The organism is Arthrobacter sp. Y3223151 (genome assembly GCF_059091125.1).
Window position 1 is genome coordinate 1 of sequence record NZ_JBNHGI010000008.1, and the last position, 24572, is coordinate 24572.

Sequence of the window (24572 nt, forward strand, 5' to 3'; positions counted from 1 at the left end):
GGCCGCGGCGGCGCTGCCGGCCAGCAGGGCAGGGCGCGCGACGACGGCGCGCTGCCACGCCGCCAACGGGCCCCTGCCCTCGGCCGGGGTGCTGGCCAGTTCCAGCAGCGCCTTGCCGATGGACTGGACGGGAATCGATTCCATCCCGGGGACCCGGTCGGGCTGCAGCGACCCTTCGGCGAGCCGGGCGGCGATCGGCGGCAGTTGCAGCAGTTGGCCGGCGCGGGCTAGGATCCCGGGCTCGTCCGGGGAGGACATCAGGTCCCGCAGCCCCTCGACGGCGCCCGGTTCCAGGCCCAGCACATCGCTGAGCCGCTGCATGTCGGGGCCTTCCGGGTGCACGATCCGGCCGAGCAGCCGCAGCGCCTCGGCGTCGGCCCGGGACGCCGAAGGGAACGGCTTGGCCGGCGCCTCCCAGGCGTGCCAGAAGCTGGTGTCCGGGTCGCTCCGCGTGCCCGGCAGCCACGCCTCGACGGCGCGGAAGCCGTCCAGGTCCATCAGCGCCACGATCGGTTTGGCCGAGGCCGGCCAGTTGTAGAGCCCGGGCGCTGCCTCCCCGTAGACCAACACGATCCGTTGTCCCGGTGCGGCCCCGTCCGGCGCGTCCGGCCTGCCCGTCTCGGGCTCCAGGACGTGGAGTTCCACGCCGTTGAGGGCGCCGAACATCATCAGGTCCTCGCGCCGGAACCTGCCCACCAGCACGGTGCGCAGCTCGGCCGCGTCCGGCGCTTCGAGCTCCTCGGCCTCGTCCGGTTCCGGCATCTCCTCCACTTCCAGCGCCGCGTCCGGTGCCGGTGCTTCGTATTCGACGCCGTCAATCTCCACGGCCGCCCCCAGGTCGGCGGAAAGCCCGCGGACCAGGGCCGCGACGTCGGGCCCGGGCACTGCCCGGCCGGCCGGATCCAGGACGGCGGCGCGCTGTTCGCCGTTCACGGCCAGCAGCACGGAGACCACGCTGTCGCCGGCCTGCGGAGCGCCGCCCGCGAAGGCACCAAGCAGCGAACGGCCGGTGAGCTGCTGCTGCAGGGCGGCCACGCCCGCTTCGTCCAGCGGCCACGGCCACCACAGCTGTCCTGACGCCGGTTCCCAGGCTGATTCATTCATAACCTCAACGCTAGCAACCTCTGATCAGTCCGGCAGTGTTGCCCCGGCCAGGAAGGCCGCCAGCAGGGCATGGCCGCGGTCCGTGTCCTGCGGGCGGTGGTGCCCGCCGGCGTGGCGGTGGACGGCGCCGGTCGCGGCCAGGTATTCGGCGACTTCCTCGTACAGCGGTTCCCAGCCACCGGTGACCACCAGGGTGGGCAGGCCGGGGACGATGTGCAGCGGCGCCTGCCAGGGCGGCGCCTGCAGGCGGACCCGCATCGCCTGTGCCCGGTCCGCCGCGGTGGCCAGCGGCAGCGCTTCGGCGCCGACCACCAGCCGGACGAAGGCGCGCTGGTATTCCTCGTCGGTCAGCTCCCGCCGCGCGTCGAACAACGGCTCCAGCCGTTCACGGTAGGCACGCGTGGCCGGCAGGTCAGCGGTCAGGGACAGGCAGGCGGGTTCAAACAGCGTGAGCGAGTGCACCCTGCCGGGGTGTTCGACCGCGGCCATCATCGCCGCGACGGCACCTTGGGCGTGCGCAACGACGTGGGCACCCGGGCCGAGGTGCCGGCCGACGATCCGGGCGTCCTCGTCGAAGTCGGTCGGCCGGGGTTCTGACTGCGGGTCGAACCCGTGGCGGCGCAGGAACAGGCAGTCGTAGCGCCCGGCCAGGCGGTGCTGACGCGGCCACGCGGCGGCCCCGAAGCTGTCGGTGCCGTGGACAAAGACCACCCGCTCTCCGCTGCCACTGACTGCCATGGGAGAAATACTAAACGCCGGAACCCACGGTTCCCTTGGAGTCGCCCGCGGCCTCCGTCGCCCAGACGTGGGGCACCAGTTCTCGTTCCGGGACGCGCAGCTGCCCGGTCCGCAGCGGCTGCCCGTGGCGCAGTTCAACCACGGTGAGCAGTTCGTGGGCCCGGAGCCCCGCGGCCAGCTGGGCCGATTGCGCCGGGTCCAGGACGGCTCCGGCCTGCTCGACGGGCAGGAAGACCGCCTGTCCCCCGGCACCGGCGGCGAGTTCACCGCCGTCGTACGTTCCGCCGTCGTACACGAAGGTGATGGCTTCTGCGGCTTCGCCGTCCAGCGGCTGGTAATCCAGGGCGAGGATGCGCCCGGGCGGTACGAGCAGGGAGGACTCGGCGAGCACCCGGGCCGCGGCCGCGCGCGGGTCCTCGCCGGGCCGGACCGGCGTCGCGGGCAGCCGGGGCCCGCCGGGATTGTCCACCAGCACCACGGAGCCGCCGACACTGCGCACGATCACCGCGACGGTGTCCCGCCGCATTCCGGGCTGGCTGTCGTCGTCGCCGCGTGCCTGCTCTGCCACAAAACTCCTTCGCTGCGCTGCCGCCGGGCCGGCCGGCCGGCGCGGCCGGTTGTCGCCGGGCGTGGGCCGCCCGTGCCGACGGGCCGCTCGGTCCGCCGGCCCCGTGTCCCCGTTGAAACGATTCGACAACTAGCTTACCTTCCGGCGCAGGGCAAGTGCCCCGCCGACGCAGGGCAGGTTCCCCCGGCGCAGGCAAGCGCCCCGCCGCCCATCGACAGCTCCCCCTCGACGCACGGCAAGCGCCCCCGCGGGTGCCGGGGTCCCTCGCCGGCCCACGGAAAATGCCCCGCTTGAAAACGACGGGGCATTTACCTGCAGCGATACAGCCTTCGCGGTAGGCCTTCGCGACTACAGCTTCGCGGCTACTTGCCGAGGAACTTCTCGAAGCCCTTGGGCAGGTTCAGCGCCGACGGGTCGAAGTCCTGCCCGTCCTGCGGGACGCCGAAGGCACTTCCTGCGGGAACGGAGGCCTTGTTCTTCCGGCGTTCCTCGGCCTCGCGCAGCTCCTGTGCCGCCTTGGCCGGGTTGCCGGAGCGGGCCTTCTTCTTGCCCTTGGCGGTTTGCTGCTTCTTCCGGGCGCCACCGAAGCCGCCCGGCCCGGCCACGCCCGGCATCCCCGGGATGCCGCCGCCCTGGGCCATCTTCTTCATCATCTTCTGGGCCTGGCCGAAGCGCTCCAGCAGTCCGTTGACCTCGGACACGTGCACGCCGGAGCCCTTGGCGATGCGGGCCCGGCGGGAGCCGTTGATGATCTTTGGGGCAACGCGCTCGTGCGGGGTCATCGACCGGACGATGGCCTCCACGCGGTCGATTTCCCGTTCATCGAAGTTCTCCAGCTGCTGGCGCATGTTGGCGGCGCCGGGCATCATCATGAGCATCTTCTTCATCGAGCCCATTTTGCGGATCTGCTGCATCTGGGCGAGGAAGTCGTCCAGGGTGAAGTCTTCCTGGTCGGCGAACTTCTGCGCCATCCGCTCGGCTTCGCCCTTGTCCCAGGACTTCTCCGCCTGCTCGATCAGGGTGAGCATGTCGCCCATGTCCAGGATGCGGTTGGCCATCCGGTCCGGGTGGAAGATCTCGAAGTCGTCCAGGTTTTCGCCGGTGGAGGCGAACATCACCGGCTTGCCGGTCACCGACGCGACGGAGAGCGCCGCGCCGCCGCGGGCATCGCCGTCGAGCTTGGAGAGGACCACGCCGGTGAAATTGACACCCTCGTTGAAGGCCTGCGCGGTGTTGACCGCGTCCTGGCCGATCATCGCGTCGATCACGAAGAGCACTTCGTCCGGGTTGACGGCGGCGCGGATGTCAGCTGCCTGCTGCATCATCTCGGCGTCGACGCCCAACCGTCCGGCGGTGTCCACGATGACGACGTCGTAGAGCTTTTGCCGCGCCTCGGCCACGCCGTCGCGGGCCACGGCCACCGGATCGCCGGTAACGGCGTCGAACTCGGACTGCACGCCCGGGTGCGGGGCGTAGACCGGCACGCCGGCACGCTGGCCGTTGACCTGAAGCTGGGTCACGGCATTGGGTCGCTGCAGGTCGGCAGCCACCAGCAGCGGGCTGTGGCCCTGGCCCTTGAGCCACTTGGACAGCTTGCCCGCCAGGGTGGTCTTGCCGGCACCCTGCAGGCCGGCGAGCATGATCACCGTCGGCGGGGTCTTGGCCAGCTTGATGCGCCGGGTCTCGCCGCCGAGGATGTTGACCAGCTCGTCGTTGACGATCTTGACGACCTGCTGGGCCGGGTTCAGCGCCGCGGAGACCTCTTCGCTGAGCGCGCGTTCCTTCACGTGGGCCGCGAACTCGCGCACCACGGGCACCGCGACGTCGGCGTCGAGCAGGGCTCGCCGGATTTCGCGTACGGTGGCGTCGACGTCGGCCTCGGACAGCCGTCCCTTGCCGCGCAGATTCTTGAAGGTTGAGGCCAACCGGTCAGAGAGTGAATTGAACACGCGCCGTGTCTACTTTCGTCGATCTGGTTCACAGTCCCCGGGCCGCGCCGGAGTTCAGCACTTAAGGGTATCAACTGGCGGTGGCGGCAGTCGCGCCGGAAAAAACGCGACGACGCGGCCGCTGGCTCGTATCCCGTTGAGGAACCGCGGTAAGGAGGAACGCCAGTGGGTTCCGTACCTCGCACGGCCCACGGAACGTTCCCCCTGCGGTACAGCCGTGGCAAGGTGGGAACGTGAGCGCTGAACAGACCCAGACACAGGACAAGATCCAGCCCGAGGACGTGTCCACCCCCGCTGCCGACGGGCCGCTGCAGATCCGGACGCTGCTGATTTTGGGGGCTTCCGGCGACCTGACCGGCCGGCTGCTGCTGCCCGGGCTGGGCAAATTGATCGCGCAAGGCAGGACCAGTGGGCTGAAAGTGGTGGGCGCCGGCTCGGATGACTGGGACGAGGACAAGTGGCAGGAACGCGTCCGCGGCGCCTTTGATTCCTGCGCGGTGAACGCGAACGACGACGGACGGCGGCAACTGCTCGACGTCCAGGACAACACGCGGTACCACTCGGTGGACGTGACGGCGGAGGGCGCTCTGGCGGACTTGCTGGCCGTTTTAGATGGCCCGGTGGCCGTGTTCTTTGCCCTGCCGCCCGCGGTCAGCCAGAAAGCCTGCGAGATGCTCCGGCCCGAGGACGTGCCGGAGGGAACCCGGCTGGTGTTGGAAAAGCCGTTCGGCTCCAGCCGTGAATCGGCCGCATCGCTGAACAGGACGCTGTTGCAGCTGGTGCCGGAGGACCATATCCACCGGGTGGACCACTTCCTGGGCAAGGCAACGGTCTTTAACATCCTCGGCCTGCGCTTCGCCAACCGCCTGCTGGAACCGCTGCTCAGCAACGAACATGTGGCGAAAGTCGAGATCTTCTACGATGAGTCGCTGGCATTGGAGGGTCGTGCCCGATACTACGACGGGGCCGGCGCGCTGCGCGACATGATTCAAAGCCACTTGCTGCAGGTGATGGCGCTGACCGCCCTGAACGCACCGGCCACCATCAAGGAGCGGGACCTGCGCGACCATATCGGCAGCGTCTTGCGCGCCAGCAGCGTCAGCCCGGATTTCGCCAAGAGCACGCGGCGTGCCCGCTACACCGCCGGCAGGATCGGCGACCGCGACATTCCGGACTATGCCGCCGAACCGGGCGTGGACCCGGCCAAGAAGACCGAAACCTTGGCCGAGGTGGAAGTCTCGATCAACAACTCCCGGTGGTCCGGTGTGCCGTTCATCCTCCGCTCGGGCAAGGCTTTGGGCAAGCCGCAGAAGGAAGTGATCGTCACCTTCAGGCCGGTCAACCACCTGCCCACGGGCTTCAAGGGCATCGACGCCCCGACCCGGCTGCGGATTGGGCTCGGACCGGAAACCCTCCAACTGGAGATCGACGTGAACGGCCCGGGCGACATCTTCACTCTGGACCGGGCGGTCATGAGCGCTGACCTGCACTCGGCCGACCTGTTGCCCTACGGCGAAGTGTTGGAAGGCGTGCTGCGTGGCGACCCGCTCCTGTCCGTTCGGGGGGACACCGCCGAGGAGTGCTGGCGGATAGTCGAGCCCGTGCTGAAGGCCTGGGAAAAAGACGAAGTGCCTTTGGAAGAGTACGAAGCGGGCAGCAACGGTCCGTCCGGCTGGGATACATCCCGAAGCGACAGACCACTCCCCTGACGGAACTCTAGGCCTCCAAATGCCTAGAACGGTGGCGGGTGTCTAGAACGGTGGCGGGTGTCTAGAACGGTGGCGGGGTGTTGTCCCATGGGCCGTCCGTGGCTCCATCGCCGCCGCCGGTGTCGCCGCCATCGCCGCCGTCGCCGCCGGTGTCGTGGGTGTCGCCGGTGTCGTCCCGGGTACTGTTTGCCCCGTTGCCCGGGCTTTCCGTGGCTCCGCCGCTGGGTGCCGAGGGGAGCGTGAGTGTCCACCCTTCGTCGGGGGTGGTGGTGTGGGTGTGGCCGGAGCGGGTCGTGAAGTGCAGGGTCCCGTCGGGATCCTGTCTGACGGTTCCGCCGCCGTTGTGTTTGGTTTTGTGCCCGGGTTTGCACCTGGCACTGAGATTTTCCAGGACTGTTTGCCAGGCGATCGTATGGTCGATCTCGCATTGGTCCGCCGGGACGGTACAACCGAAGTCGCGGCAGTGGCGGTCGCGTAGCCGGACGAGGCGTTTGAGCCATTCGGGCGGGTGGCGCAAGTCTTTGGCGACGGCGGCTGCCTTGCCATAGTCATCGGTGAGCACGATCAACCAGGACTTCGCCAGCGCGGCAAGGTCGCGGGTCATGCCCGGCGGGATGGGCCCGTACCCGGTCAGGTCACCGGGTTCTTCGGCGAGCCGGAGCAAGGTTGCAAGGGGCGCGGTGACGGCGACGGAGGCGGTCACGTTCCCGCCCCCGCAGGTGCAGGGACCTTGCCGTTCCGTACCCGGTGGAGCGCCTGTGGCTGCCGCTGCGGGAGCGGCTGCCGTTGCCGATGTCGTTGTGTTCGTTGCGGCGCCGGGGGCGGCCCCGGGTCCGGCCGCAATTCCGGAACGGGGTGCTGCTCGCGAACCGGCTGCTGCTTCGTTGTCGGCCGCTGCCTCGTCGTTGTCAGGTGCCGTCTGGGTGGCGGCTGTGTCGCCGGCGGCGGGTCCGGTTGGTGTGGCGGTGGCTGTGGCGGGCTGGTAGGCGTGGCCTGGGTAGCGCAGGAGCATGTCGGTAAAGACGTCGGCGCGGAGCTGGCCCAGCGTTCGGGTCTCCTCGACGGTTTGGAGTTTGCGGGCATGGGCCTGCATCAGGTTGTAGGCGAGCAGGGCTTTGTCGGCGCTGGTGCGGATGTAGAGTTCGGCCATCCCGTCGTCCTGGGGCTGGTAGTGAACGGTGCGGCGCTCCATCGCGGCCCGGTGCCGGGTCTCGAGGGGTTCGGGGTGCAGCCGGTCGCGGACGGTTCGGGCCCGGGCCTGGACGGATTCCAGCGTGATGGTCCCGGCGCCGGGAACAACGCGGGCTTCGTAACCGGTCAGGACCTCGGGCGGCAGGTCGGCGCCTTTGCGGGCGATGGCGGTGGCGCGGGGCAGGTCGAGGTCGCCGTTGCCGAGGGCGGCGAGGGTGGCGGGCAGGCAGGTGGCGATCTGGTGTGCGTCGGCCAGTTCCGCGGCCGCGCGTTGGCGGGGCAGGGCCAGGACGGGTGCGAGCTCGGCGTCGGCGTGCCGGCAGATCCCGTCCGGTGCCCCGGCGTCGGGTCCGGTGGCCGGGCGGAGCACCGCCAGGCGGTGCACGGCCCGCAGCCTGCGGGACTGGGTCCAGGCCTCGTGTTTGCGCACCGCCTGGAGGTAGTCGAGGGTCGACCAGTCGTCCAGCGTCGCGGGGTCCGTGCCGGCGAGCAGGCCTGCCAGTTCCGCCGGTCCCAAGTCCTGCCAATCGTCCGCCCAGCCCCGCGGCACCGGTACCGGCTCGGCGGAACCATCCTCGGGCGCGGCAGGGGTACCGGAGGATTCCTCCGGCTCCTGCGCCTCGTCGAACGGTTCCGCTGCCATACTTCAACGCTACGCAGCCCGCGCCGCGGGTAGAACGGGTCTTCGAGGAAAGTGCATAACCTGCCCTCGACACCTGCCTGTGGAGGACAACTCAGCAGGCTAGCGGCTGAAGGGAGGACCGTCCTTCCCGGTGCAGGACAACTCATCAGGCGGACGGCTGAACGCGGAACCGTCCATGCCGGTGCAGGACAAGTCGGGAGGGGAAACCAGCCCACCTCTAACCGAAGAAACCGCGGCACGCCGCAGGCACCGCTCGTGCACACCCGCCCACGGGAAGACCCGGTTGCTCCGGACGCCGCAGGGGCGGCCGGAACAACCGGGTCGTGGGAATCAGCCGAAGGTTCCCGTCCTAAATGGCAGCCTCGCCGCGTTCGCCGGTGCGGACACGGACCGCTTCCCGCACATCCACCAGCCAGACCTTGCCGTCACCCGCGCGCCCGGTGTTGGCCGTGGCCACGAGGACGTCGACGATGTCGTCGGCCAGGTCGTCCCCTACCAGGACCTCGACGCGGACCTTGGGCAGCAGGTCCACCGTGTATTCGGCGCCGCGGTAGACCTCGGTGTGGCCGCGCTGCCGCCCGTACCCGCTGGCCTCACTCACGGTCAGCCCTTGGACCCCGTAGCTTTCCAAGCTGTTGCGGACTGCCTCCAGCTTTTCAGGCCGGATGATTGCGGTGACCAGTTTCATGCGTTGACCTCTTCCTTGATCGTGCTGCGGGCACTAGGGTCGGTTGCCGGGTGCGGGATGAATGTTCCGCCGGTGCCCAGGCCGCCGAATTCGTAGGCGGATTCGGCGTGCTGGGCGAGGTCCACGCCGGCGACCTCATCCTCTGCGGTCACCCGGAAGCCAAGGGTCTTGTGGATCGCCAAGCCGATGATCAGGGTCATCACGCCACAGAACACCATGGAGACCGCCGCCGCCACCGCCTGCGCCCCCAGCTGGGCGACGCCACCGCCGTAGAAAAGGCCGGCGCCTGCACCCTCGGCCGGCAGGGCGATGAAGCCCAGGGCCAGCGTTCCGACCAGGCCGGCCACCAGGTGGACGCCCACCACATCGAGCGAGTCGTCGTAGCCCAGCCTGTACTTCAGCCCCACCGCCAGCGCGGCCAGCACTCCGGCCACCAGGCCCAGGCCCAACGCCCCCAGGGGGGAAACGTTGGCGCAGGCCGGGGTGATGGCCACCAGCCCAGCGACCACGCCCGAAGCCGCCCCGAGGGACGTGGGACGGCCGTCGCGGAGACGCTCGGTCACCAGCCAGCCCACGATGGCGGCTGCCGGGGCGGCCATGGTGTTGACCCAGATCAGGCCGGCTTCCTCCGCCGTGCCCGCCGCTCCCCCGTTAAATCCGAACCAGCCGAACCACAGCATCGCGGCGCCGATCATCACCAGCGGGATGTTGTGCGGGCGCTGTGCCGGGTCCTTGCCGAAGCCCTTGCGCTTGCCCAAGATCAGGGCCAAGATCAGGCCGGCGACACCGGCATTAATGTGCACCACCGTGCCGCCGGCGAAATCGATCGCCTCGCCCGCCCAGGCACCGATGACCCCCTCGGCGCCCAGCAATCCGCCGCCCCAGACCATGAAGGCCAGCGGGCAGTAAACCAGCGTGACCCAGACCGGCACGAAGACCGCCCAGGCGCTGAATTTGGCCCGGTCGGCGATGGCGCCGGAGATGAGTGCCACCGTGATGATCGCGAACGTGGCACCGTAGCCGGCGCTGATCAGGTCAGCGGAGTTAAGCAGCCCTTCCAGGCCGAACGCGGCGAACGGATTGCCGAAGAGCTGGGCCACGCCCTCGCCCCCGCTCATCGAGTAACCCCACAACACCCAGACCACCGCCACCAGTGCTACGGCGGAAAAGCTCATCATCATCATGTTCAGGGCCGATTTGGCCCGCGTCATTCCGCCATAGAAGAATGCCAGTCCCGGCGTCATGAGCAGCACCAAGGCCGCCGAAATCATTACCCAGACGTGACCTGCCGACAGATCCATGTTTCACGTCCCCTCGTTCGTTGGCGGGTGATTTCCCACCGATGAACCAAGACTGACGACGGCGTGTTTCGGCCAGCAGGATGCTTCGTTGCGGCCGCGTTACAAGAAACCTCCGCAGGTAAAACCCGTGCAGCCGTCGTGTTTCGGCATTGTTTCGGGCGGCACATAGCGGCGGGAGAGAGCGGCACAGAGGACGACGGCGGCGCGCGGCCCGATGGCGGCACCGAGCCGGCGCCGGCCGGCGGCACAGTGCGCGGCACAGAGGACGACGGCGGTGTGCGGCCGGCGTTGGCACCGAGCCGGCGTGCGGGTCGGGCTACGCTGGTTGACATGCCAGTTTTCCGCCGCACGGCGCGTCAGTTTAGCCTGTCCGGCCACCAGCGTCCGGGCAAGCCAGCGCCGACTCCGATCCCGCGCGACATCAAGGTGCTGGTTGCCGCTGCCTTCGTCATCGCCCTGGGGTACGGGCTGGTGGCTCCGGTCCTGCCGCAGTTCGCCGCCAGTTTCGACGTCGGCGTCGCGGCTGCCAGCATCATCGTCAGCGTGTTTGCCCTCGCCCGGCTGGTCTTCGCTCCGGCGGGAGGCGCCCTGGTGGGCCGCTGGGGTGAACGGAGGGTGTACCTGACCGGCCTGCTGATCGTGGCCGCTTCGACCGGCGCCTGCGCGCTGGCGCAGGACTACTGGCAGCTGCTGATTTTCCGCGGCTTGGGCGGCCTCGGCTCCACCATGTTTACGGTCTCGGCCATGGCGCTGATCCTGCGGCTGGCCCCGCCGGACGGCCGCGGCCGGGTTTCCAGCCTCTACGCCGGCACGTTCCTGATGGGCGGCATCCTCGGCCCGGTGGCCGGCGGCCTGCTGGCCGGCTTCGGCCTGCGCATGCCGTTCGTGGTCTATGCCATCGCGCTGCTCGTGGCGGCAGCCGTCGTCGCCGTCATGCTCAAGAAACCCGCAGCCCGGAGCGGCAACGACGCCCCGGCGCCCGAGGCGATGGATCTGCGCGAGGCGCTCTCGGACCCGGGGTACCGCGCCGCCGTCGTGTCCGCTTTCGCCAATGGCTGGGCCACCTTCGGGGTCCGAATGGCGCTGATTCCGCTCTTTGCCGCGGCCGTGTTGGGTGCGGGTCCGGAGACTGCCGGGCTGGCGTTGGCCGTCTTCGCCGTCGGCAACGCGCTGGCGCTGACCTTCTCCGGCCGTCTCTCGGACACCACCGGCCGCCGTCCCCTGGTGATTGCCGGGCTGACCGTGGCCGGGCTGGCGATCGCGGCCATCGGGTTCACCGAGTCCGTCCCGGTGTTCGTGGCAGCCTCGGTCATCGCCGGTTTCGGATCCGGGCTGCTTGGGCCGGCACAACAGGCCGCCGTCGCCGACATCATCGGCAACGACCGCAGCGGCGGGAAGGTGCTGGCCGTCTTCCAGATGGGCACCGACGCCGGTGCGATCGTCGGCCCGGTCCTGGCCGGCGCGCTGGCCGACCGGCTCAACTACGCCTGGGCCTTCGGCACCACCGGAGCCATCATGCTGGGCGCCGCACTGCTCTGGCTGCTCTTCGGCCGCGAGACGCTGGTGGGTCCCCTCCAAGAGCCAGCCAAGGGCTGACGTCTGGCAGCGTGTGGTCGTTTCCCGCGGCACCCGCGGCCGGCGCGGCCATGCAGGCGCGCCGGCCGCGGGAACCGCCAAGCGGGGCGCGGACGGCCCCGCTGGCGCTAGTTCAGCAGCGCGTCGACGAAGTCTTCGGTCTCGAAGGGCGCCAAGTCGTCGGCCCCCTCGCCCAAGCCCACCAGTTTAACGGGCACTCCGAGGCTGCGCTGGATCGCGACGACGATGCCGCCCTTGGCGGTGCCGTCCAGCTTGGTCAGCACGATGCCGGTGATGTTAACGACGTCGGCGAACACCTTGGCCTGGTTCAGGCCGTTCTGGCCGGTGGTCGCGTCGAGCACCAGCAGCACCTCGTCCACGGTGGCCTGCTTTTCGATCACGCGCTTGACCTTGCCGAGTTCGTCCATCAGGCCGACCTTGTTTTGCAGGCGCCCGGCGGTATCGACCATGACCACATCGACTTCCTGCTCGATGCCGGCCTTCACCGCTTCGAAGGCGACGGACGCCGGGTCCGCGCCATCGACGTCGGACTTCACGGTGGGCACGCCCACGCGCGATCCCCAGGTAGCCAGCTGCTCGGCCGCGGCCGCACGGAAGGTATCCGCGGCGCCCAGGATCACGTCCTTGTCCTCGGCCACCAGCACGCGGGCCAGCTTGCCCACCGTGGTGGTCTTGCCCACGCCGTTGACGCCCACCACCATCATCACCGCTGGGCGGTCGGCATGGCGCATCACGGCCAGCGAGCGGTCCATGGACGGGTCCACCAGCTTGATCAGTTCCTCGCGCAACATGGCCTTGACCTGCTCCGGGCTGCGGCTTCCCTCCACCTTCACCCGGTCCTTGAGCGCGTCCACGAGTTCCATCGTGGGCTCGGTGCCCAGGTCGGCCAGCAGGAGGGTCTCTTCGATCTCGTCCCAGACGTCGTCGTCGATCTTGTCGCTGGCGAGCAGCGCGAGGAGGCCCTTGCCCAGCGCGTTGTTGGACTTGACCAGCCGTGCGCGCAGCCGGGACAGGCGGCCCTGCACCGGTGCCGGCGTTTCGACCGGGATGGTCTCCAGCGCGGCGGCGTCCTCCGGAATTTCGACCTCGGCCGGCGGCAGTTCCTCCTCGGTCGGCGCGCCGAGGGGCGGTGCCGGGGCCGTCGGTCCGCGGGGCGCTTCCAGGGTGCCGGTACCGCCCCCGGTAGGCGGCATGGCCGGGTCATTCGCGTCCCGGGTGGTGGTGTACGTGCCGGGCGGGGTCCTGCGTCCCCGCAGCAGCAGCGTTGCCACCAATCCGATGACGACAATGGCGATGACTACGTAAATGATGATGGTTGCGTCCACGGTTCCTAGCCTAGCTGCTGAGCGTTCCGCGTCACGGGTCAGGCGACGCGGCCGGACTTCCACGTTCCAAGGCCCGGCGCAGCGACTGTACGATCAACGCATGAAGCCGTTCCTGCTGCTGGCCACGCGCGCCGAAGACACCGCAGCCGATGAGGAGTATGCGGCCTTCGCCCGTTTTGGCGGCCTCGAACCGGGCCAGTTGCAGCGCGTGCGGCTGGAGGCCGGACCGATGCCGGCCATCGATCTGGACGAGTACAGCGGGATCATCCTCGGCGGCAGCCCGTACACCTCCAGCGACGACGACGCGTTCAAGTCCGCCGCCCAGCTGCGCGTCGAGGCGGAGCTGGAGCAGCTGCTGGACACCGTCGTCGCCCACGACTTCCCGTTCCTGGGGGCCTGCTACGGCGTCGGCACCCTGGGCCGGTACGGCGGCGGCGTGGTGGACCGGCGGTACGGCGAGCCGATCGGCGAGGCGCACATCGTGCTGACCGACGACGGCGCCGCCGATCCCCTGCTGGCCGGCCTGCCCAGGGAGTTTGGCGCCTTCGTCGGGCACAAGGAAGCCTGCTCGGTCCTGCCCGCGGGCGCGGTCCGCCTGGCCGGATCCGCGCACTGCCCCAACCAGATGTTCCGGTTGCAGGAAAACCTCTACGCCACCCAGTTCCACGCCGAACTGGACGTCGACGGCCTGCTGACCCGGATCTGGATCTACCGCGATGCCGGCTACTTCCCGCCGGACCAGGCCGATGCCGTCATGGAACGGGTGCGCGGTCGCACCGTGACGATTCCGCAGCGGATACTCCGCAACTTCGTCACCCGCTACGCCACCGACTGACACAGCACACCACCGAAACGAGGAAACCGCATGAGTTTGAAAGAGCAGCTGCAGGCCGACGTCGTCGCCCACATGAAGGCGGGCAACAAGACGGCCCTGACCACCGTCCGCAACGTACTGGGCGAAATCGCGACCAAGGAAAAGTCCGGCAAGACGCCGGTGGAGCTGGACGACGCCCAGACCACCGCGCTGCTGCAGAAGGAAGCCGCCAAGCGCCGCGACACTGCCCGCATCTACACGGAAGCCGGAGAGCCGGAGCGGGCCGCCGCGGAAACCGCGGAAGCCGAGGTCATCGAGGCGTACCTGCCCCAGCCGCTCACCGAGGCCGAGGTCGCGGAGATCGTGGACAGCACCATCGTCGGACTTAAGTCCGACGGCGTGGAGCTGTCCATGCGGCAGATGGGAGCGGTGATGAAGCCGGTCACCGAGAAGGTGGCCGGCCGCTTCGACGGGAAGGCCGTCAGCGAGATGGTCCGCGGGCGGCTGGCGAGGCAGTAATTGAAACGGTGACCGTCGGCTCCTAGGCCGGGTGGCCGGCGTCGAGATCCTTGACGTCGCCGAAGGCCAGGAGTTCGGCGGCATCGTGCCCGTGCGTCTCGAGCGGGGAGAGCAGGAAGCCGGTGTGGTCGCCGAGATCGACCCTTTTCACGACGCGCCCGACCATGACGCGCGCGGCGTCAGCCAGCAGCGGAACATCCTCCAGTCCGGGCACCCAGTCGCAGTGCGCGAACTTGTCCACGTCGTCGCCCGTCGCGGTGCCGAACAGTTCCGCGAGCGCGCGCTGGCCGCGCCCGAGCACGTGCACCGCCAGCACGCCTGCCTCCAGCGCCACGGGATGGGTGCGGTTCTGTTGCGAGATGCACACCAGGAACAGGGCCGGCTTCAGGCTGCATTGCGTGGCGAAGCCAACCAGGCAGCCGGACCGCTCGCCGCCGGCGCCGGCTGCCGTGACGATGTACATCGGATAGTCGAAGCCCCGCACAAAGTCGTCCATCAGCTGCCCGGAACGTTGCCTGTTTCTGCGCCATGCCCACATCATGCCGTACCTTCAAGGGCTTTTCCCGCTTACCACTGCACCCTGGCCATGGTGGCCGACAGCTCCGGGATCTTGCTCTCGGTGACCGGCTGGATGCCGGTGACCGTGGCGAAGCCGGCGGCCAGCAACGCGAAGTCGCTCTCCGGCGGGGCTTCCTCCTGACTGTCCGCGATGGCCAGCCGCAGGTCCTCGTCTCCGCGTTCGGCCAGCGTGGTCTGCACGATGCCGAATTCGGCCAGCGTCGCCGACCGGTATTCGGGCAGCCGGGTGCCGTCCACGTTGGGCACGTTGAGGTTCAGCACGGTGCCGGTCTGCTGGTCCATCAGGTACGGCAGCAGCCCGGTCGCCAGCCGGGCCGCGGTGTCCCAGTTCAGCTGTGCCGGCTCCAGCCCGGTGTCCAGCGACACGGCCATCCCGCGGCCGCCGTTCACGCCCGCGGTCAGCGCGGCGCCGACCGTGCCGGAGTGCAGGATCACCCGGCCCACGTTCGCGCCGCGGTTCACGCCGGAGAGCACCAGGTCCGGGGCGTCCCCGAAGGCACCGTGCGGCGCGATCATGGCTATGAAGCCCGGCGTGCCGTGCACGGCAAACGCCGGTACGGACTCCAGGCCCTTCAACGTGCGCCGCTCAATCCGGATGCGGCCCTCGTCCTCCCGGGCGGTAATGGACGCGCTGCTGCCGCTGGCCTCCGCTACCGGCGCCGCGATCGTCACGTTCAAGCCGGCCTCCAGGACTCCCGCCGCCAGGGCGTGCAGGCCCGGGGAGTCGATGCCGTCGTCGTTGGTGATCAGGACCATCTTCGGCTTGCTCATTGTTCTTGAACCTTCCGCGCCAACTCGTCGGGGCTGATTTGCCGTCCTGTTGCCTTCCCGCCGCCGTCGTACGGCGAGACCGTCACCAGTTTGGTCAGGTTCCGGATGGCGCCCTCTTCCCCGGTGCCCAGCCCGTGGCGGGTCACGTTCAGCGCGCCGGCGGCCGTACCCAGCACCACCGCCTCGTGGATGGTGCCGCCGTCGGCCAAGGTGGCCGCGACCCCGGCGGTCAGCGAGTCCCCCGCCCCGTGGGTGTCAACGCTCTGCATCTCGGGGACCCGGATCTCGCTGAGGGCGCCGTCGTGCAGCATCAGGGACGGCAGATGCGCGCGGGTGACAATCACCGTGCCGGCTCCTTCCTCGTGCAGGGCGCGCATCGCACCAATGATCGCCTCGGGCTCGTCCGAGGCGGCGCGCCCGCTCTCGGTCAGTTCGTCATCGGCAATCTTGGCCACGCTCACCCCGCCTGCGAGCGCGGCGGTGAGTCGGTCGCCGGTGAGGTCGGTGATCACCCGGCAGCCGGCGGTGCGCAGGTCGGCCGCAAGCCGGCGGTAGACGTCGTGCGGAACGGCGTCTTCGCGGACCGCGCCGCTCAGGATCGCCGTGCCCGCCTCGATCCCCGCTTGCAGGGTCAGGCCGTAGAGTTCGTCGAGTTCATGGCGGGTCAGTTTTTCCCCGGGGCTCTCGGCGATGACCTCGCGCTCGCCGCCGCGCCGGTCATGGACGTACGCCGCGCTGCTGCCCTGGCCCTCCACCGGGACGACTTTGACGCCCTCGTCGGCGATCAGGTGCCGGATCACGCCGCCGGCTTCGCCCGAGAACGCGGCGCACATCGTGACGGACGCGCCGAGGGCGGTCAGCATCCGCGCCTGCCAGACGCCCTGGCCACCGGCGTGCAGGTGGATATCGGCGGTTCCCTCGACGTCCTCCACCGTCACGGTGAGCACGGGCGACGGAGCGAAAATAACTACGGAGCCCATCGCGAACCTCCATCGAACCGGTGTCCGGTCATGACTGCCTCCTTTTGTTGCCCCGGACCGCCGTCACGGCTGCGCGGCTGCCCGGTTTTCCTTCTGAAGTGGTCCGTGGTTTCGACACTAACGGCCCGTCGCGGGCCCGACAATGGCCGCCTCCGGCGCTAAAGTCCTCCCAGCCCCGCGGGCACGCGGATCGGACCGGTTATGACCTGACCGCCTATTCCGGCGTCGCGCCGTCCAGCACCCGGTCGATGATGTCCCGGACGCGGTCCTCGGCAATGATCTTGAAGTGCCCGCTGGTCTCGAGCCGGATGTTGGTTGCGCCGTCGAGCCGGCAGCCGCCCGGAATGTGCGGGTCGAACGCGCTGTAGACGGACACGATCCGGTGGTTGACCGCCAAATTGGCCAGCAGCCGCCGCAGGACGCGGTTGTTCGGCGCGAACGCCCGGACCATCGGCGTCACCGCGAAGGACGCGTAGCGGGACCCGGAAAACGGCGTTCCGATCGCCACCATGCGCTTCACCCGCGCCCCGGACTCCGCGCCCGTCATCACGTATTTGCCGATCAGTCCGCCCTTGCTGTGCGCGATGATGGTCACGTTGTCCAGGTCCTGCCCGCGCAGGTAGTCGGCGACCAGCCCGGCCATCCGCTCGACGCTGCCCACGTTGTAGCCCAGCGGCTCGATCACGTGCACCGGATGCCCGCGCCCGTGGACGTGCTCGATCAGCGGGCGCATGAACTTCCAGGACTCGTAGATGCCCGGAAGTACGACGACGGGGTCCGCCGCGCGGGTTCCGGCCTCCCGGTAACGCGCCGGGCCGGTCCGGTCGAAGAGTCCGCGGACCTGCTGGCGGCCGATGTAGGCGTAGTCCAGCAGCCAGGCCCGGCCCAGCCGCAGTCGAGGGAGCAGACTGTTCATTGCCGGTCTATGACGGCAGCATCGTCGAATCCGGCCGTGGCCAGGCACAGCCGGGCCACCGGACCGGGCGAACGGAACATCATCACGTGCGCCTCGCCGGGGATGCTGTCTACTGTGGCGCCCGGGCAGGCATCGGCCAGTTCGCGGCACCAGTCCAGCGGCACGATCGGGTCCCGGTCGCCGCGGACGATGCGCACCGGCACCTGCACCCCGGCGATCCGCTGCTCCAGCTTTTGGTCGAGCATGGCCGGCAGTGTCTTCAGGAACCAGCGCGGCCCGCAACGAAGATAGTCGGTGACCTCGATCATGTCCACGGTCAGCGGTTCCCGGAACCCGTCCTGGAGCAGCCGGAGGCCGTGCTGCCAGGCCGTGCGCTCGCGGCGGTTCGCCGTCGGCGCCAGCAGCACCAGCGCGGCGGCGGTGTCCGGGTGGTGCAGCGCCATCTCCACGACGACCTGGCAGCCCATCGAGTGGCCGACCAGCACGGCGGGGCCGACGCCCAGCCGGTCCATGGCCGCGTCGACCAGCCCGGCGAAGTTTACCAGCCCCAGTGCGCGTTCCGGTTTGGCGGTTCCGCCGTGGCCGGGCAGATCGACCAGATGTACCGTTCCGTGCCTGGCCAGTTCAGCCGCGAGGGGTTCGAAGTAGCGTCCGGAGACGCCGATGCCGTGTACCAGCACGAAGTCCGTGGGTCCGGAGCCGACCGTCCGGATCCGGACCTGGCATCCGTCGATGGTCAGCAACTGGGGGGTTTCGCCCGGGATTGTCGCCACTTTGCCTGCCTTCCTGCCTCAGTCGACCAAGGCCTTTGCATGTTCCAGCCGCTGCGAGATGACGGTGGTCACGCCGTCGCCGCGCATCGTCACACCGTACAACGCGTCGGCAACCTCCATGGTGCGCTTCTGGTGGGTGATGACGATCAGCTGGCTGGATTCGCGCAGCTCCTCGAAAATGGTGATCAGCCGGCCCAGGTTGGTGTCGTCCAGCGCCGCTTCCACCTCGTCCATCACGTAGAACGGGGACGGCCGGGCCTTGAAGATCGCCACCAGCAGGGCCACCGCGGTCAGCGAGCGCTCGCCGCCGGAGAGCAGGGACAGGCGCTTGATCTTCTTGCCGGCCGGCCGGGCTTCCACGTCGATGCCCGTGGTGAGCATGTCCTCCGGGTCGGTGAGCACCAGCCGGCCCTCGCCTCCCGGGAAAAGCCGGCCGAACACCCGCTCGAACTGCACGGCGGTGTCGCGGTAGGCCTCGGTGAAGACCTGTTCCACCCGCTCGTCGACTTCCTTGATGATCTCCAGCAGGTCTTTGCGCGTGGCCTTGAGGTCCTCCAGCTGGGTGCTCAGGAACTGGTGGCGTTCCTCCAGCGCGGCGAACTCCTCCAGCGCCAGCGGGTTGACCTTGCCCAGCGCGGCCAGGTCGCGCTCCGCTTTCTTGAGCCGCTTCTGCTGCTCCTCGCGCACGAACGGCACACCCTCGGCGACGGCGTTGCCGTCCTCATCCACCGGCGTCCGCAGCGCCGCCCACTTGTCGTTCGACGCCGCGGTGGCGACCGGCACCGGCTGGTCCGGCCCGTACTCGGCGATCAGGTGGTCGGGGGTCAGGCCCAGCTCTTCGATGGACCGGCTCTGCAGGGCCTCGATCTTCAGCTGCTGCTGGGCCCGGGCCAGCTCGTCGCGGTGGACCGTGTCCGTCAGTTCGCGCAGTTCGGCGGCGAGCGCGTCGGTCGACGAGCGCACCGTGGACAGTTCAGCTTCCCACGCCGAGCGCACCTCCTCGGCCTCGTCCCGTTCCCGTTCGGCGAGGTCCACCGAGACGTCCAGCCAGGCCAGAGCCTCCCGGGCGCCCTGCGCGACGGCGGCGGCCTTGGCGGCCTGGAGCCGGCGCTTGCGGGCGCGCTCGGCAGCCTGCGCCCGGGCGTGCCGTTCGGTGGCGGCGGCCCGCTCCAGCGAGGCCGCCCGGTTGCCGATGGCCGTCAACTGTTCCTCGCCCGAGCGCAGCGCCAGCCGCGCCTCCATCTCCACCTGGCGTGCCCGGGCGGCCGCCGCGGCGAGGGCGTCGCGCTGTGCGGTGGACGGTTCCGCGTCGGCCGGGGCATCCTCCGCGGCCTGGGCCGCGGCCAGCCGCGCGGTGATGTCCGCCAGCTTCTGCTGTTCGGTGACGATGTTGGCCTCGGCGGCCTCCACCAGCTTGGCCAGCCGTTCGCTCTCCCCGGTGGCGGAGCGCAGCGCCGAGCCCAGCTGCCCCAGGCGTTCGGCGACCGCGGCCAGCCGGGCGTCGGACTCGTGCAACTGTTCGAGGGCGGCCTCTGCCCGTAGCCTGGCCTCGTCGCGGCGCGAGGTGGCGCCGGCGATCGCGAACTTGGCCCGCTCGGCCCGGGCCGTGGCGGCTTCGAGCCTGTGCATGGTCTCGTCCACCGCTGCCTGGACCTCCAGCAGGCTGGGGCCGCCGGCGGACCCGCCGCGCGCCGAGCAGGCGGTAAAAATATCCCCGTCCCGGGTGACGGCGGTCAGCGCCGGGTCGGCCGCGATGACCCCTGCCGCCATCGGGAGGTCCGCCACGACGACGGCGGAGCCCAGCAGCGTGCGGACCGTTCCTTCGACGCCCCGCTTGGCCTGGACCAGGCCGGCCGCGGGGATCGCCCCTTCCGGGAGCTCCGCCTTGCCGCCGGCGCCACGGCCCTCCGGCACCGCCGTGCCGGCGATGAGGAGGTCCACCTGGCCGGCGTCGTCGGCCTTCATCAGTTCCAGCGCCCGGACGGCGGCGTCGGGGTCCGCGACGGCGACGGCTTCGGCCAGCGGCCCCAGGGCTGCCGCAATCGCCGCCTCGTAGCCGGGCTCCACCGTGATCAGGTCCGCCAGCGGGGCCAGCACACCCTCGCTGCCGGAGGCCAGCAGCAGCTCGCTGCCGTCCCGCCGGTTCAGCCCGACTTCCAGCGCCTCCTTGCGCGCGGCGAGGGCGTCGCGTTCGCGTTCGGCCTCGCGTTCGTCGGCCCGCAGCCGCTCCAGCTCCGCCTCGATCTCGGCGAGCTCGTCGCTGGCGTCCTCGTACGCGGCGTCCAGCCCTTCTTCGCCTTCTTCCACCCCGGCCACCTGCGACTCCAGCGCGGCAAATTCGGCCTGCGCCTCGCGCCGGCGTTCCTCGCCCTCGCCGATCGAGGCGCGGAGCCGGCCCAGCTCGGCCTCGGCGGACTCCACCCGGGACCTGGCTGCCCCCACCTGGCCGGCCAGCCTGGCCAGTCCCTCGCGCCGGTCGGCTGCGGCACGCAGGATGCCGGTCAGACGCTTCTCCTCGTCCTCGGCAGCCCGCTCGGCGGCGGCGCGGCCTTCGATCGCGTCGTCGAGCGCGGCCCGGCGGTCCTCGAGCTCGAACTCCAGCTCGGCCTGCTCCTCGCGGACCTCGGCCGCCTGCTGTTCCAGGACCTCCGGGTCCCGCCCGCCGTCCGGTTCCCGGTCGGCGGAGCCGAGCAGCCGCCGTCGTTCGTTGGCGAGGCTGGCGAGGGCGCGGAAGCGTTCGCGGGTGGACGCGAGCTGGTAGCAGCGCTCGCGCGCGGCGTTGAGCTCGGGGGTGGCTTCGGCCGCCAGCCGCTCCAGCTCGGCCAGGCGCCGGCGCCCGGACTCCAGGGTTTTCTCCACCTCGGCCTGCCGGGTCTTCAGCGCGGCCTCGTCCGCCACTTCCTGGGCCAGGGAGGTGCTCAGCTCCAGCAGCTCGTCGGCGAGCAGCCGGGCGCGGGCATCGCGTACCTCGAACTGGACCTGCTGGGCCCGGCGGGCCACCTCGGCCTGCTTGCCCAGCGGTGTCAGCTGCCGGCGGATCTCGCCGGTGAGATCGGTCAGCCGCTGCAGGTTGGCCTGCATCGACTCCAGCTTGCGCACCGTCTTTTCCTTGCGCCGGCGGTGCTTGAGGATGCCGGCGGCTTCCTCCACGAAGCCCCGGCGGTCCTCCGGCGTCGCGTGCAGCACCTTGTCCAGCTGGCCCTGCCCGACGATCACGTGCATCTCCCGGCCCAGCCCGGAGTCCGAGAGCAGTTCCTGGATGTCCAGCAGTCGGCAGCTGCTGCCGTTGATGGCGTATTCGGAGCCGCCGGTGCGGAACAGGGTGCGGGAGATGGTGACTTCGGAGTATTCGATCGGCAGGGCGCCGTCGGAATTATCGATGGTCAGCGACACGTGCGCCCGGCCCAGCGGCGGGCGGCCCGCCGTGCCGGCGAAAATGACGTCCTCCATCTTGCCGCCGCGCAGCGTCTTGGCGCCCTGCTCCCCCATGACCCAGGCGAGGGCGTCGACCACGTTGGACTTTCCCGACCCGTTGGGACCGACCACGGCGGTGACGCCGGGCTCGAAGTCGAAGGTCGTCGCCGACGCAAAAGACTTAAAGCCCCGCACAGTCAGAGATTTAAGATGCACGTTGTGTCTCCCGCGGCGGACGTTTTCCCTGCCTCAATCTACCGTGCCCGCCGCGGATACACGGGCACGACGGGCTTGTCGCGGTGGCAAACGTGTTGAGCGGCCGGCGTGTGCAGGTGCGGTCATCCCGGCGGGCGGGGTGGCAACCTTGTGTAAGGGCCGCGGAGAACTACCCTGAAAGCCAGGCCACGTCCGGTTAGGAGTGCTTTCGCCCGTGTCAGATCCAGCCCGTCATCCAGGGCAGCGCATTGCCGCCATTGTCCCCTGCCACAACGAAGAACAGACAGTCGCCACCGTAATCCGGGACCTGAGGCTCGCAGTCCCGGGGATAACGGTCTATGTCTACGACAACAACAGTTCCGACCGGACCGCCGAGCTGGCGCGGGCCGCCGGCGCCATCGTCCGGACGGAAACGCGCAAGGGCAAGGGCAACGTCATCCGGCGGGCGTTTGCCGATATTGACGCCGATATCTACGTCACGATCGACGGCGACGACACGTACGAGGCAGAGGACCTGCCACGCCTGATCGGCGCCCTGTTGGACGGACCCTACGATCATGTGCTCGGTGTTCGTGCCGACACGGCAGAAACTGGATCGTACCGCCCGGGGCACGCCATGGGGAACCGGATGTTTAACCGGGTTGTCAGCGTCCTCTTCCGATCCCAGGTGTCGGACATGTTGTCGGGATATCGCGTCTTTTCGCGCCGCTTCGTCAAGTCATTCCCCGCCGTGTCCAAGGAATTCGAAATCGAGACCGAATTCACGGTGCACGTCACGTCCCTGCGGCTGCCTCAGGCCGAGGTCGAGGTCGGATTCCGCCAACGGCCCGAGGGGAGCGAAAGCAAGCTCAATACCTATTCGGACGGCTTCAAAATCCTGTCCCTCATCTTCCAGCTCGTCCGCCATGAACGGCCGGCCCTCTTCCACGGCATCATCGCCGCAGTGTTGGCGCTGGTTTCGCTGGGGTTGGGGGTGCCCGTGGTCGCCGAGTTCTTCCAGACCGGCCTGGTGCCCCGCTTCCCGACGGCGATCCTGGCTGCGGCCGTGATGGGCCTGGCGGTTCTGGTGGGTTGTATCGGCATCATCCTCGACGGCTTGAAGCGGGGACGGCATGAAGCAGCGCGCCTGGCATACCTGCGCCTGGAGCCGCCGCAGCACCGGCAGGATGCAGGCGGGGCGTGGGCGGACCCGGCCCACGCGCGTCTGGACGGGACGAACACGTGAGCGGTTCATCGGCCCGTTCCCCCCGTGCCCGGGCCGGCGGCCCGAGGGGTGTGCGCACCGCTTGGACTGCGGCGGACTACCGGTGGCTTACAGTCTTGGGCGCCGCCGCTTTCCTGGCCACGGCCTTTCTGTGGGTGGCGAACCACCCCGGGCGCATGACGAATGATTCCGCCCATCAGCTCAAGCAGGTCCTCGGCCTGATTCCGCTGGACGACTGGCACCCCGCCGTCATGACCGTCGGCTGGACAGGCTTGTACAGGCTGACCGGCGAAGTCAGCGCGATGGTTCTGGTGCAAATCTGCTTGACGTTCATCGCCGCGCTGCTGCTGGCCATCTACCTTCACGATCTCTCCCGCAGCCGGCTCATGTCCTCGCTCGCCCTCGCGATTCCGTTGCTGCCGTTCACCATCACGTTTTTGGGCGTGATGTGGAAGGACGTGCACATGATGATCGCGTTCTTTAGCTGCACCGTCCTCATCCTGCTCGCCGAGCGCTTCCCCAGGCTCCGGTATCCGTTGCTCGCCCTGTCGCTGCTGTTCCTGCTGTACGGGGCGATGGTTCGAAAGAACGCGTTCTTTGCGATCCTTCCCCTCGTCTTCCTCCTCTACCGGGCCTGGCGCAACGCATCCCCGGCGCGGCGCAGACGGCTGACAGCCAACCGCCAACGCTTGCAGGGCGGATATGTCCTGGCCGCCGTGGCATTCCTGGTGTTGATGCTGGGCACGGGCGCGGCGTTCAACGCCGCATTCCAGCCCAAAGCCACCGGCCAGCTATCCCAAGTCTTCCTCGACGACATCATCTTCACCGTGCCCGCCGAAAAAATACGAGACGCGGATATCCCCCGGGAACTGGAAGACAAACTGCTTGCCGCTCGCGAAAAATGCCAGGCTGAAGAAGCTATTTGGGATGCCTATTGGAAGTGCTACGGCCGCGGGGCAACCGGCAAATCCTTTGAACCGATCGCCTATCAGTCGGAGGTCCGGGACCTGTGGATTGATGAAGTGGTGACGCATCCGGCCCGCTACCTGTACTACCGCGCCGAGACCTACGCCCGGTTCCTCTTCACCAGCAAGCTGGAATTCGTCGGTACCGGCGCGGAGGTCGTCCCCGCCGAGTACCGCGTGGAGCCGTCGAAGGCGGACAACATTCTCTATGACTACGTCGTTGAGTTCGGGCTGAAGACTTTTCCCTGGTTTTTTAAGGCCTGGTTTTGGCTCGCCGCCTCGATAGCGCTGATCGTGGCACTCCCCAAGGCACGGCACCTGCGGCCGCAGGTCGCCGCCCTGGGCTGGTCGGCGCTCCTCTACCTGGTGGGATACTTCCCCATCGTCCCGGCAGCCGACTACCGCTACAGCTATTGGCCCGCCGTCGCCTGCACACTTGCCGGGGTGCTGTTTCTGGCGGACCGCCGCTTAAACAACAAGGGAATCGCAAAAGATTCCGGCCCGCAGCTAGGTGCATCCGAACGGCCCCCCGGATCGCGCTTTCGGGCCCCTGAGCAACGCCTGCAAGGCGATCCGAGGCACGGGGACAGGCAGCCGGAGAGACAATGA

At 69.3% G+C, this 24572-nt stretch carries 20 protein-coding genes; 6 read left to right on the forward strand and 14 right to left on the reverse strand.

Translation table 11 applies throughout. From position 1 onward, the window contains the following. From AC5RUP_RS11900 to ffh, 4 genes are all read right to left on the reverse strand, one after another. The coding region (locus AC5RUP_RS11900) for a hypothetical protein (protein WP_494158580.1) at positions 1-1104 on the reverse strand (1104 nt) is incomplete at its 3' end. 24 nt (positions 1105-1128) lie between these two features. After that, positions 1129-1842, reverse strand: a complete 714-nt coding sequence (locus tag AC5RUP_RS11905; protein WP_494131692.1) for an alpha/beta hydrolase — start codon at positions 1840-1842, stop codon at positions 1129-1131. A gap of 10 nt (positions 1843-1852) precedes the next feature. After that, positions 1853-2410, reverse strand: a complete 558-nt coding sequence (locus AC5RUP_RS11910; RefSeq protein ID WP_494131693.1) for an NUDIX domain-containing protein — start codon at positions 2408-2410, stop codon at positions 1853-1855. 362 nt (positions 2411-2772) lie between these two features. Beyond that, positions 2773-4359 (reverse strand): signal recognition particle protein, encoded by a 1587-nt coding sequence (gene ffh / locus AC5RUP_RS11915; protein WP_494012310.1) that lies wholly within the window; start codon positions 4357-4359, stop codon positions 2773-2775. A 314-nt stretch (positions 4360-4673) separates the two neighbouring features. On the opposite strand from ffh, the gene AC5RUP_RS11920 reads away from it, so the two are divergent. Next, positions 4674-6068 (forward strand): glucose-6-phosphate dehydrogenase, encoded by a 1395-nt coding sequence (locus tag AC5RUP_RS11920; RefSeq protein ID WP_494132584.1) that lies wholly within the window; start codon positions 4674-4676, stop codon positions 6066-6068. Positions 6069-6129: 61 nt separating this feature from the next. Here AC5RUP_RS11920 and AC5RUP_RS11925 read toward each other — a convergent pair whose 3' ends face one another. From AC5RUP_RS11925 to AC5RUP_RS11935, 3 genes are all read right to left on the reverse strand, one after another. Beyond that, positions 6130-7902, reverse strand: coding sequence for a DUF222 domain-containing protein (locus AC5RUP_RS11925; protein WP_494158581.1), 1773 nt, complete (start codon positions 7900-7902; stop codon positions 6130-6132). Positions 7903-8251: 349 nt separating this feature from the next. Continuing rightward, positions 8252-8590 (reverse strand): P-II family nitrogen regulator, encoded by a 339-nt coding sequence (locus AC5RUP_RS11930; RefSeq protein ID WP_494154989.1) that lies wholly within the window; start codon positions 8588-8590, stop codon positions 8252-8254. After that, positions 8587-9891, reverse strand: a complete 1305-nt coding sequence (locus tag AC5RUP_RS11935; protein WP_494154988.1) for an ammonium transporter — start codon at positions 9889-9891, stop codon at positions 8587-8589. Before AC5RUP_RS11935 ends, AC5RUP_RS11930 begins: the two co-directional genes overlap by 4 nt. A 330-nt stretch (positions 9892-10221) precedes the next feature. Here AC5RUP_RS11935 and AC5RUP_RS11940 point away from each other — a divergent pair, with 330 nt between their 5' ends. Next, positions 10222-11487 carry an MFS transporter gene (locus AC5RUP_RS11940; protein ID WP_494155193.1) on the forward strand — a complete coding sequence of 422 codons (1266 nt, stop codon included), beginning with the start codon at positions 10222-10224 and terminating at the stop codon, positions 11485-11487. Between the two features lie 107 nt (positions 11488-11594). Here AC5RUP_RS11940 and ftsY read toward each other — a convergent pair whose 3' ends face one another. Further along, positions 11595-12812 carry a signal recognition particle-docking protein FtsY gene (ftsY, locus tag AC5RUP_RS11945; RefSeq protein ID WP_494092543.1) on the reverse strand — a complete coding sequence of 406 codons (1218 nt, stop codon included), beginning with the start codon at positions 12810-12812 and terminating at the stop codon, positions 11595-11597. Between the two features lie 100 nt (positions 12813-12912). On the opposite strand from ftsY, the gene AC5RUP_RS11950 reads away from it, so the two are divergent. Next, a complete protein-coding gene (locus AC5RUP_RS11950; protein WP_494154273.1) occupies positions 12913-13647 on the forward strand; it encodes a glutamine amidotransferase in 735 nt (244 codons plus the stop codon). 30 nt (positions 13648-13677) lie between these two features. Continuing rightward, positions 13678-14145: a GatB/YqeY domain-containing protein gene (locus tag AC5RUP_RS11955; protein ID WP_494154272.1), complete on the forward strand. Its 468-nt coding sequence runs from the start codon at positions 13678-13680 to the stop codon at positions 14143-14145. A gap of 22 nt (positions 14146-14167) precedes the next feature. Here the strand turns inward: AC5RUP_RS11955 and AC5RUP_RS11960 are convergent, their stop codons facing one another. The 6 genes from AC5RUP_RS11960 to smc all read right to left on the reverse strand — a co-directional run bounded on the left by AC5RUP_RS11960 (position 14168) and on the right by smc (position 21794). After that, positions 14168-14641, reverse strand: a complete 474-nt coding sequence (locus tag AC5RUP_RS11960; RefSeq protein ID WP_494154271.1) for a flavin reductase family protein — start codon at positions 14639-14641, stop codon at positions 14168-14170. 71 nt (positions 14642-14712) lie between these two features. Continuing rightward, positions 14713-15495, reverse strand: a complete 783-nt coding sequence (surE, locus tag AC5RUP_RS11965) for a 5'/3'-nucleotidase SurE (protein ID WP_494154270.1) — start codon at positions 15493-15495, stop codon at positions 14713-14715. Further along, entirely contained in the window at positions 15492-16475 is a 984-nt protein-coding gene (locus tag AC5RUP_RS11970; RefSeq protein WP_494154269.1) for a 1-phosphofructokinase family hexose kinase, read from the reverse strand. The genes surE and AC5RUP_RS11970 overlap by 4 nt, the downstream gene beginning before the upstream one ends. Before the next feature lie 214 nt (positions 16476-16689). Then, positions 16690-17391: an esterase/lipase family protein gene (locus AC5RUP_RS11975; protein ID WP_494154268.1), complete on the reverse strand. Its 702-nt coding sequence runs from the start codon at positions 17389-17391 to the stop codon at positions 16690-16692. After that, positions 17388-18164 carry an alpha/beta fold hydrolase gene (locus tag AC5RUP_RS11980; protein ID WP_494148943.1) on the reverse strand — a complete coding sequence of 259 codons (777 nt, stop codon included), beginning with the start codon at positions 18162-18164 and terminating at the stop codon, positions 17388-17390. The genes AC5RUP_RS11975 and AC5RUP_RS11980 overlap by 4 nt, the downstream gene beginning before the upstream one ends. 18 nt (positions 18165-18182) lie before the next feature. Then, entirely contained in the window at positions 18183-21794 is a 3612-nt protein-coding gene (gene smc, locus AC5RUP_RS11985; protein WP_494148942.1) for a chromosome segregation protein SMC, read from the reverse strand. 214 nt (positions 21795-22008) lie between these two features. Here smc and AC5RUP_RS11990 point away from each other — a divergent pair, with 214 nt between their 5' ends. Further along, on the forward strand, positions 22009-23019 hold the full coding sequence (locus tag AC5RUP_RS11990) for a glycosyltransferase (RefSeq protein WP_494154533.1): 1011 nt from the start codon (positions 22009-22011) through the stop codon (positions 23017-23019). Positions 23020-23174: 155 nt separating this feature from the next. Then, the gene (locus tag AC5RUP_RS11995; RefSeq protein WP_494148939.1) at positions 23175-24572 is read left to right on the forward strand and encodes a hypothetical protein; all 1398 of its coding nucleotides are present in this window, start codon (positions 23175-23177) and stop codon (positions 24570-24572) included.

What these genes read in the sequence shown, in the direction of transcription:
- AC5RUP_RS11995 (WP_494148939.1), top strand. Translation starts at nt 23,175, where the DNA reads ATGACGAATGATTCCGCCCATCAGCTCAAGCAGGTCCTCGGCCTGATT.
- AC5RUP_RS11970 (WP_494154269.1), bottom strand. Translation starts at nt 16,475, where the DNA reads ATGGGCTCCGTAGTTATTTTCGCTCCGTCGCCCGTGCTCACCGTGACG.
- AC5RUP_RS11960 (WP_494154271.1), bottom strand. Translation starts at nt 14,641, where the DNA reads ATGGACGACTTTGTGCGGGGCTTCGACTATCCGATGTACATCGTCACG.
- surE (WP_494154270.1), bottom strand. Translation starts at nt 15,495, where the DNA reads ATGAGCAAGCCGAAGATGGTCCTGATCACCAACGACGACGGCATCGAC.
- AC5RUP_RS11925 (WP_494158581.1), bottom strand. Translation starts at nt 7,902, where the DNA reads ATGGCAGCGGAACCGTTCGACGAGGCGCAGGAGCCGGAGGAATCCTCC.
- AC5RUP_RS11930 (WP_494154989.1), bottom strand. Translation starts at nt 8,590, where the DNA reads ATGAAACTGGTCACCGCAATCATCCGGCCTGAAAAGCTGGAGGCAGTC.
- AC5RUP_RS11955 (WP_494154272.1), top strand. Translation starts at nt 13,678, where the DNA reads ATGAGTTTGAAAGAGCAGCTGCAGGCCGACGTCGTCGCCCACATGAAG.
- AC5RUP_RS11950 (WP_494154273.1), top strand. Translation starts at nt 12,913, where the DNA reads ATGAAGCCGTTCCTGCTGCTGGCCACGCGCGCCGAAGACACCGCAGCC.
- AC5RUP_RS11935 (WP_494154988.1), bottom strand. Translation starts at nt 9,891, where the DNA reads ATGGATCTGTCGGCAGGTCACGTCTGGGTAATGATTTCGGCGGCCTTG.
- AC5RUP_RS11940 (WP_494155193.1), top strand. Translation starts at nt 10,222, where the DNA reads ATGCCAGTTTTCCGCCGCACGGCGCGTCAGTTTAGCCTGTCCGGCCAC.
- AC5RUP_RS11975 (WP_494154268.1), bottom strand. Translation starts at nt 17,391, where the DNA reads ATGAACAGTCTGCTCCCTCGACTGCGGCTGGGCCGGGCCTGGCTGCTG.
- AC5RUP_RS11905 (WP_494131692.1), bottom strand. Translation starts at nt 1,842, where the DNA reads ATGGCAGTCAGTGGCAGCGGAGAGCGGGTGGTCTTTGTCCACGGCACC.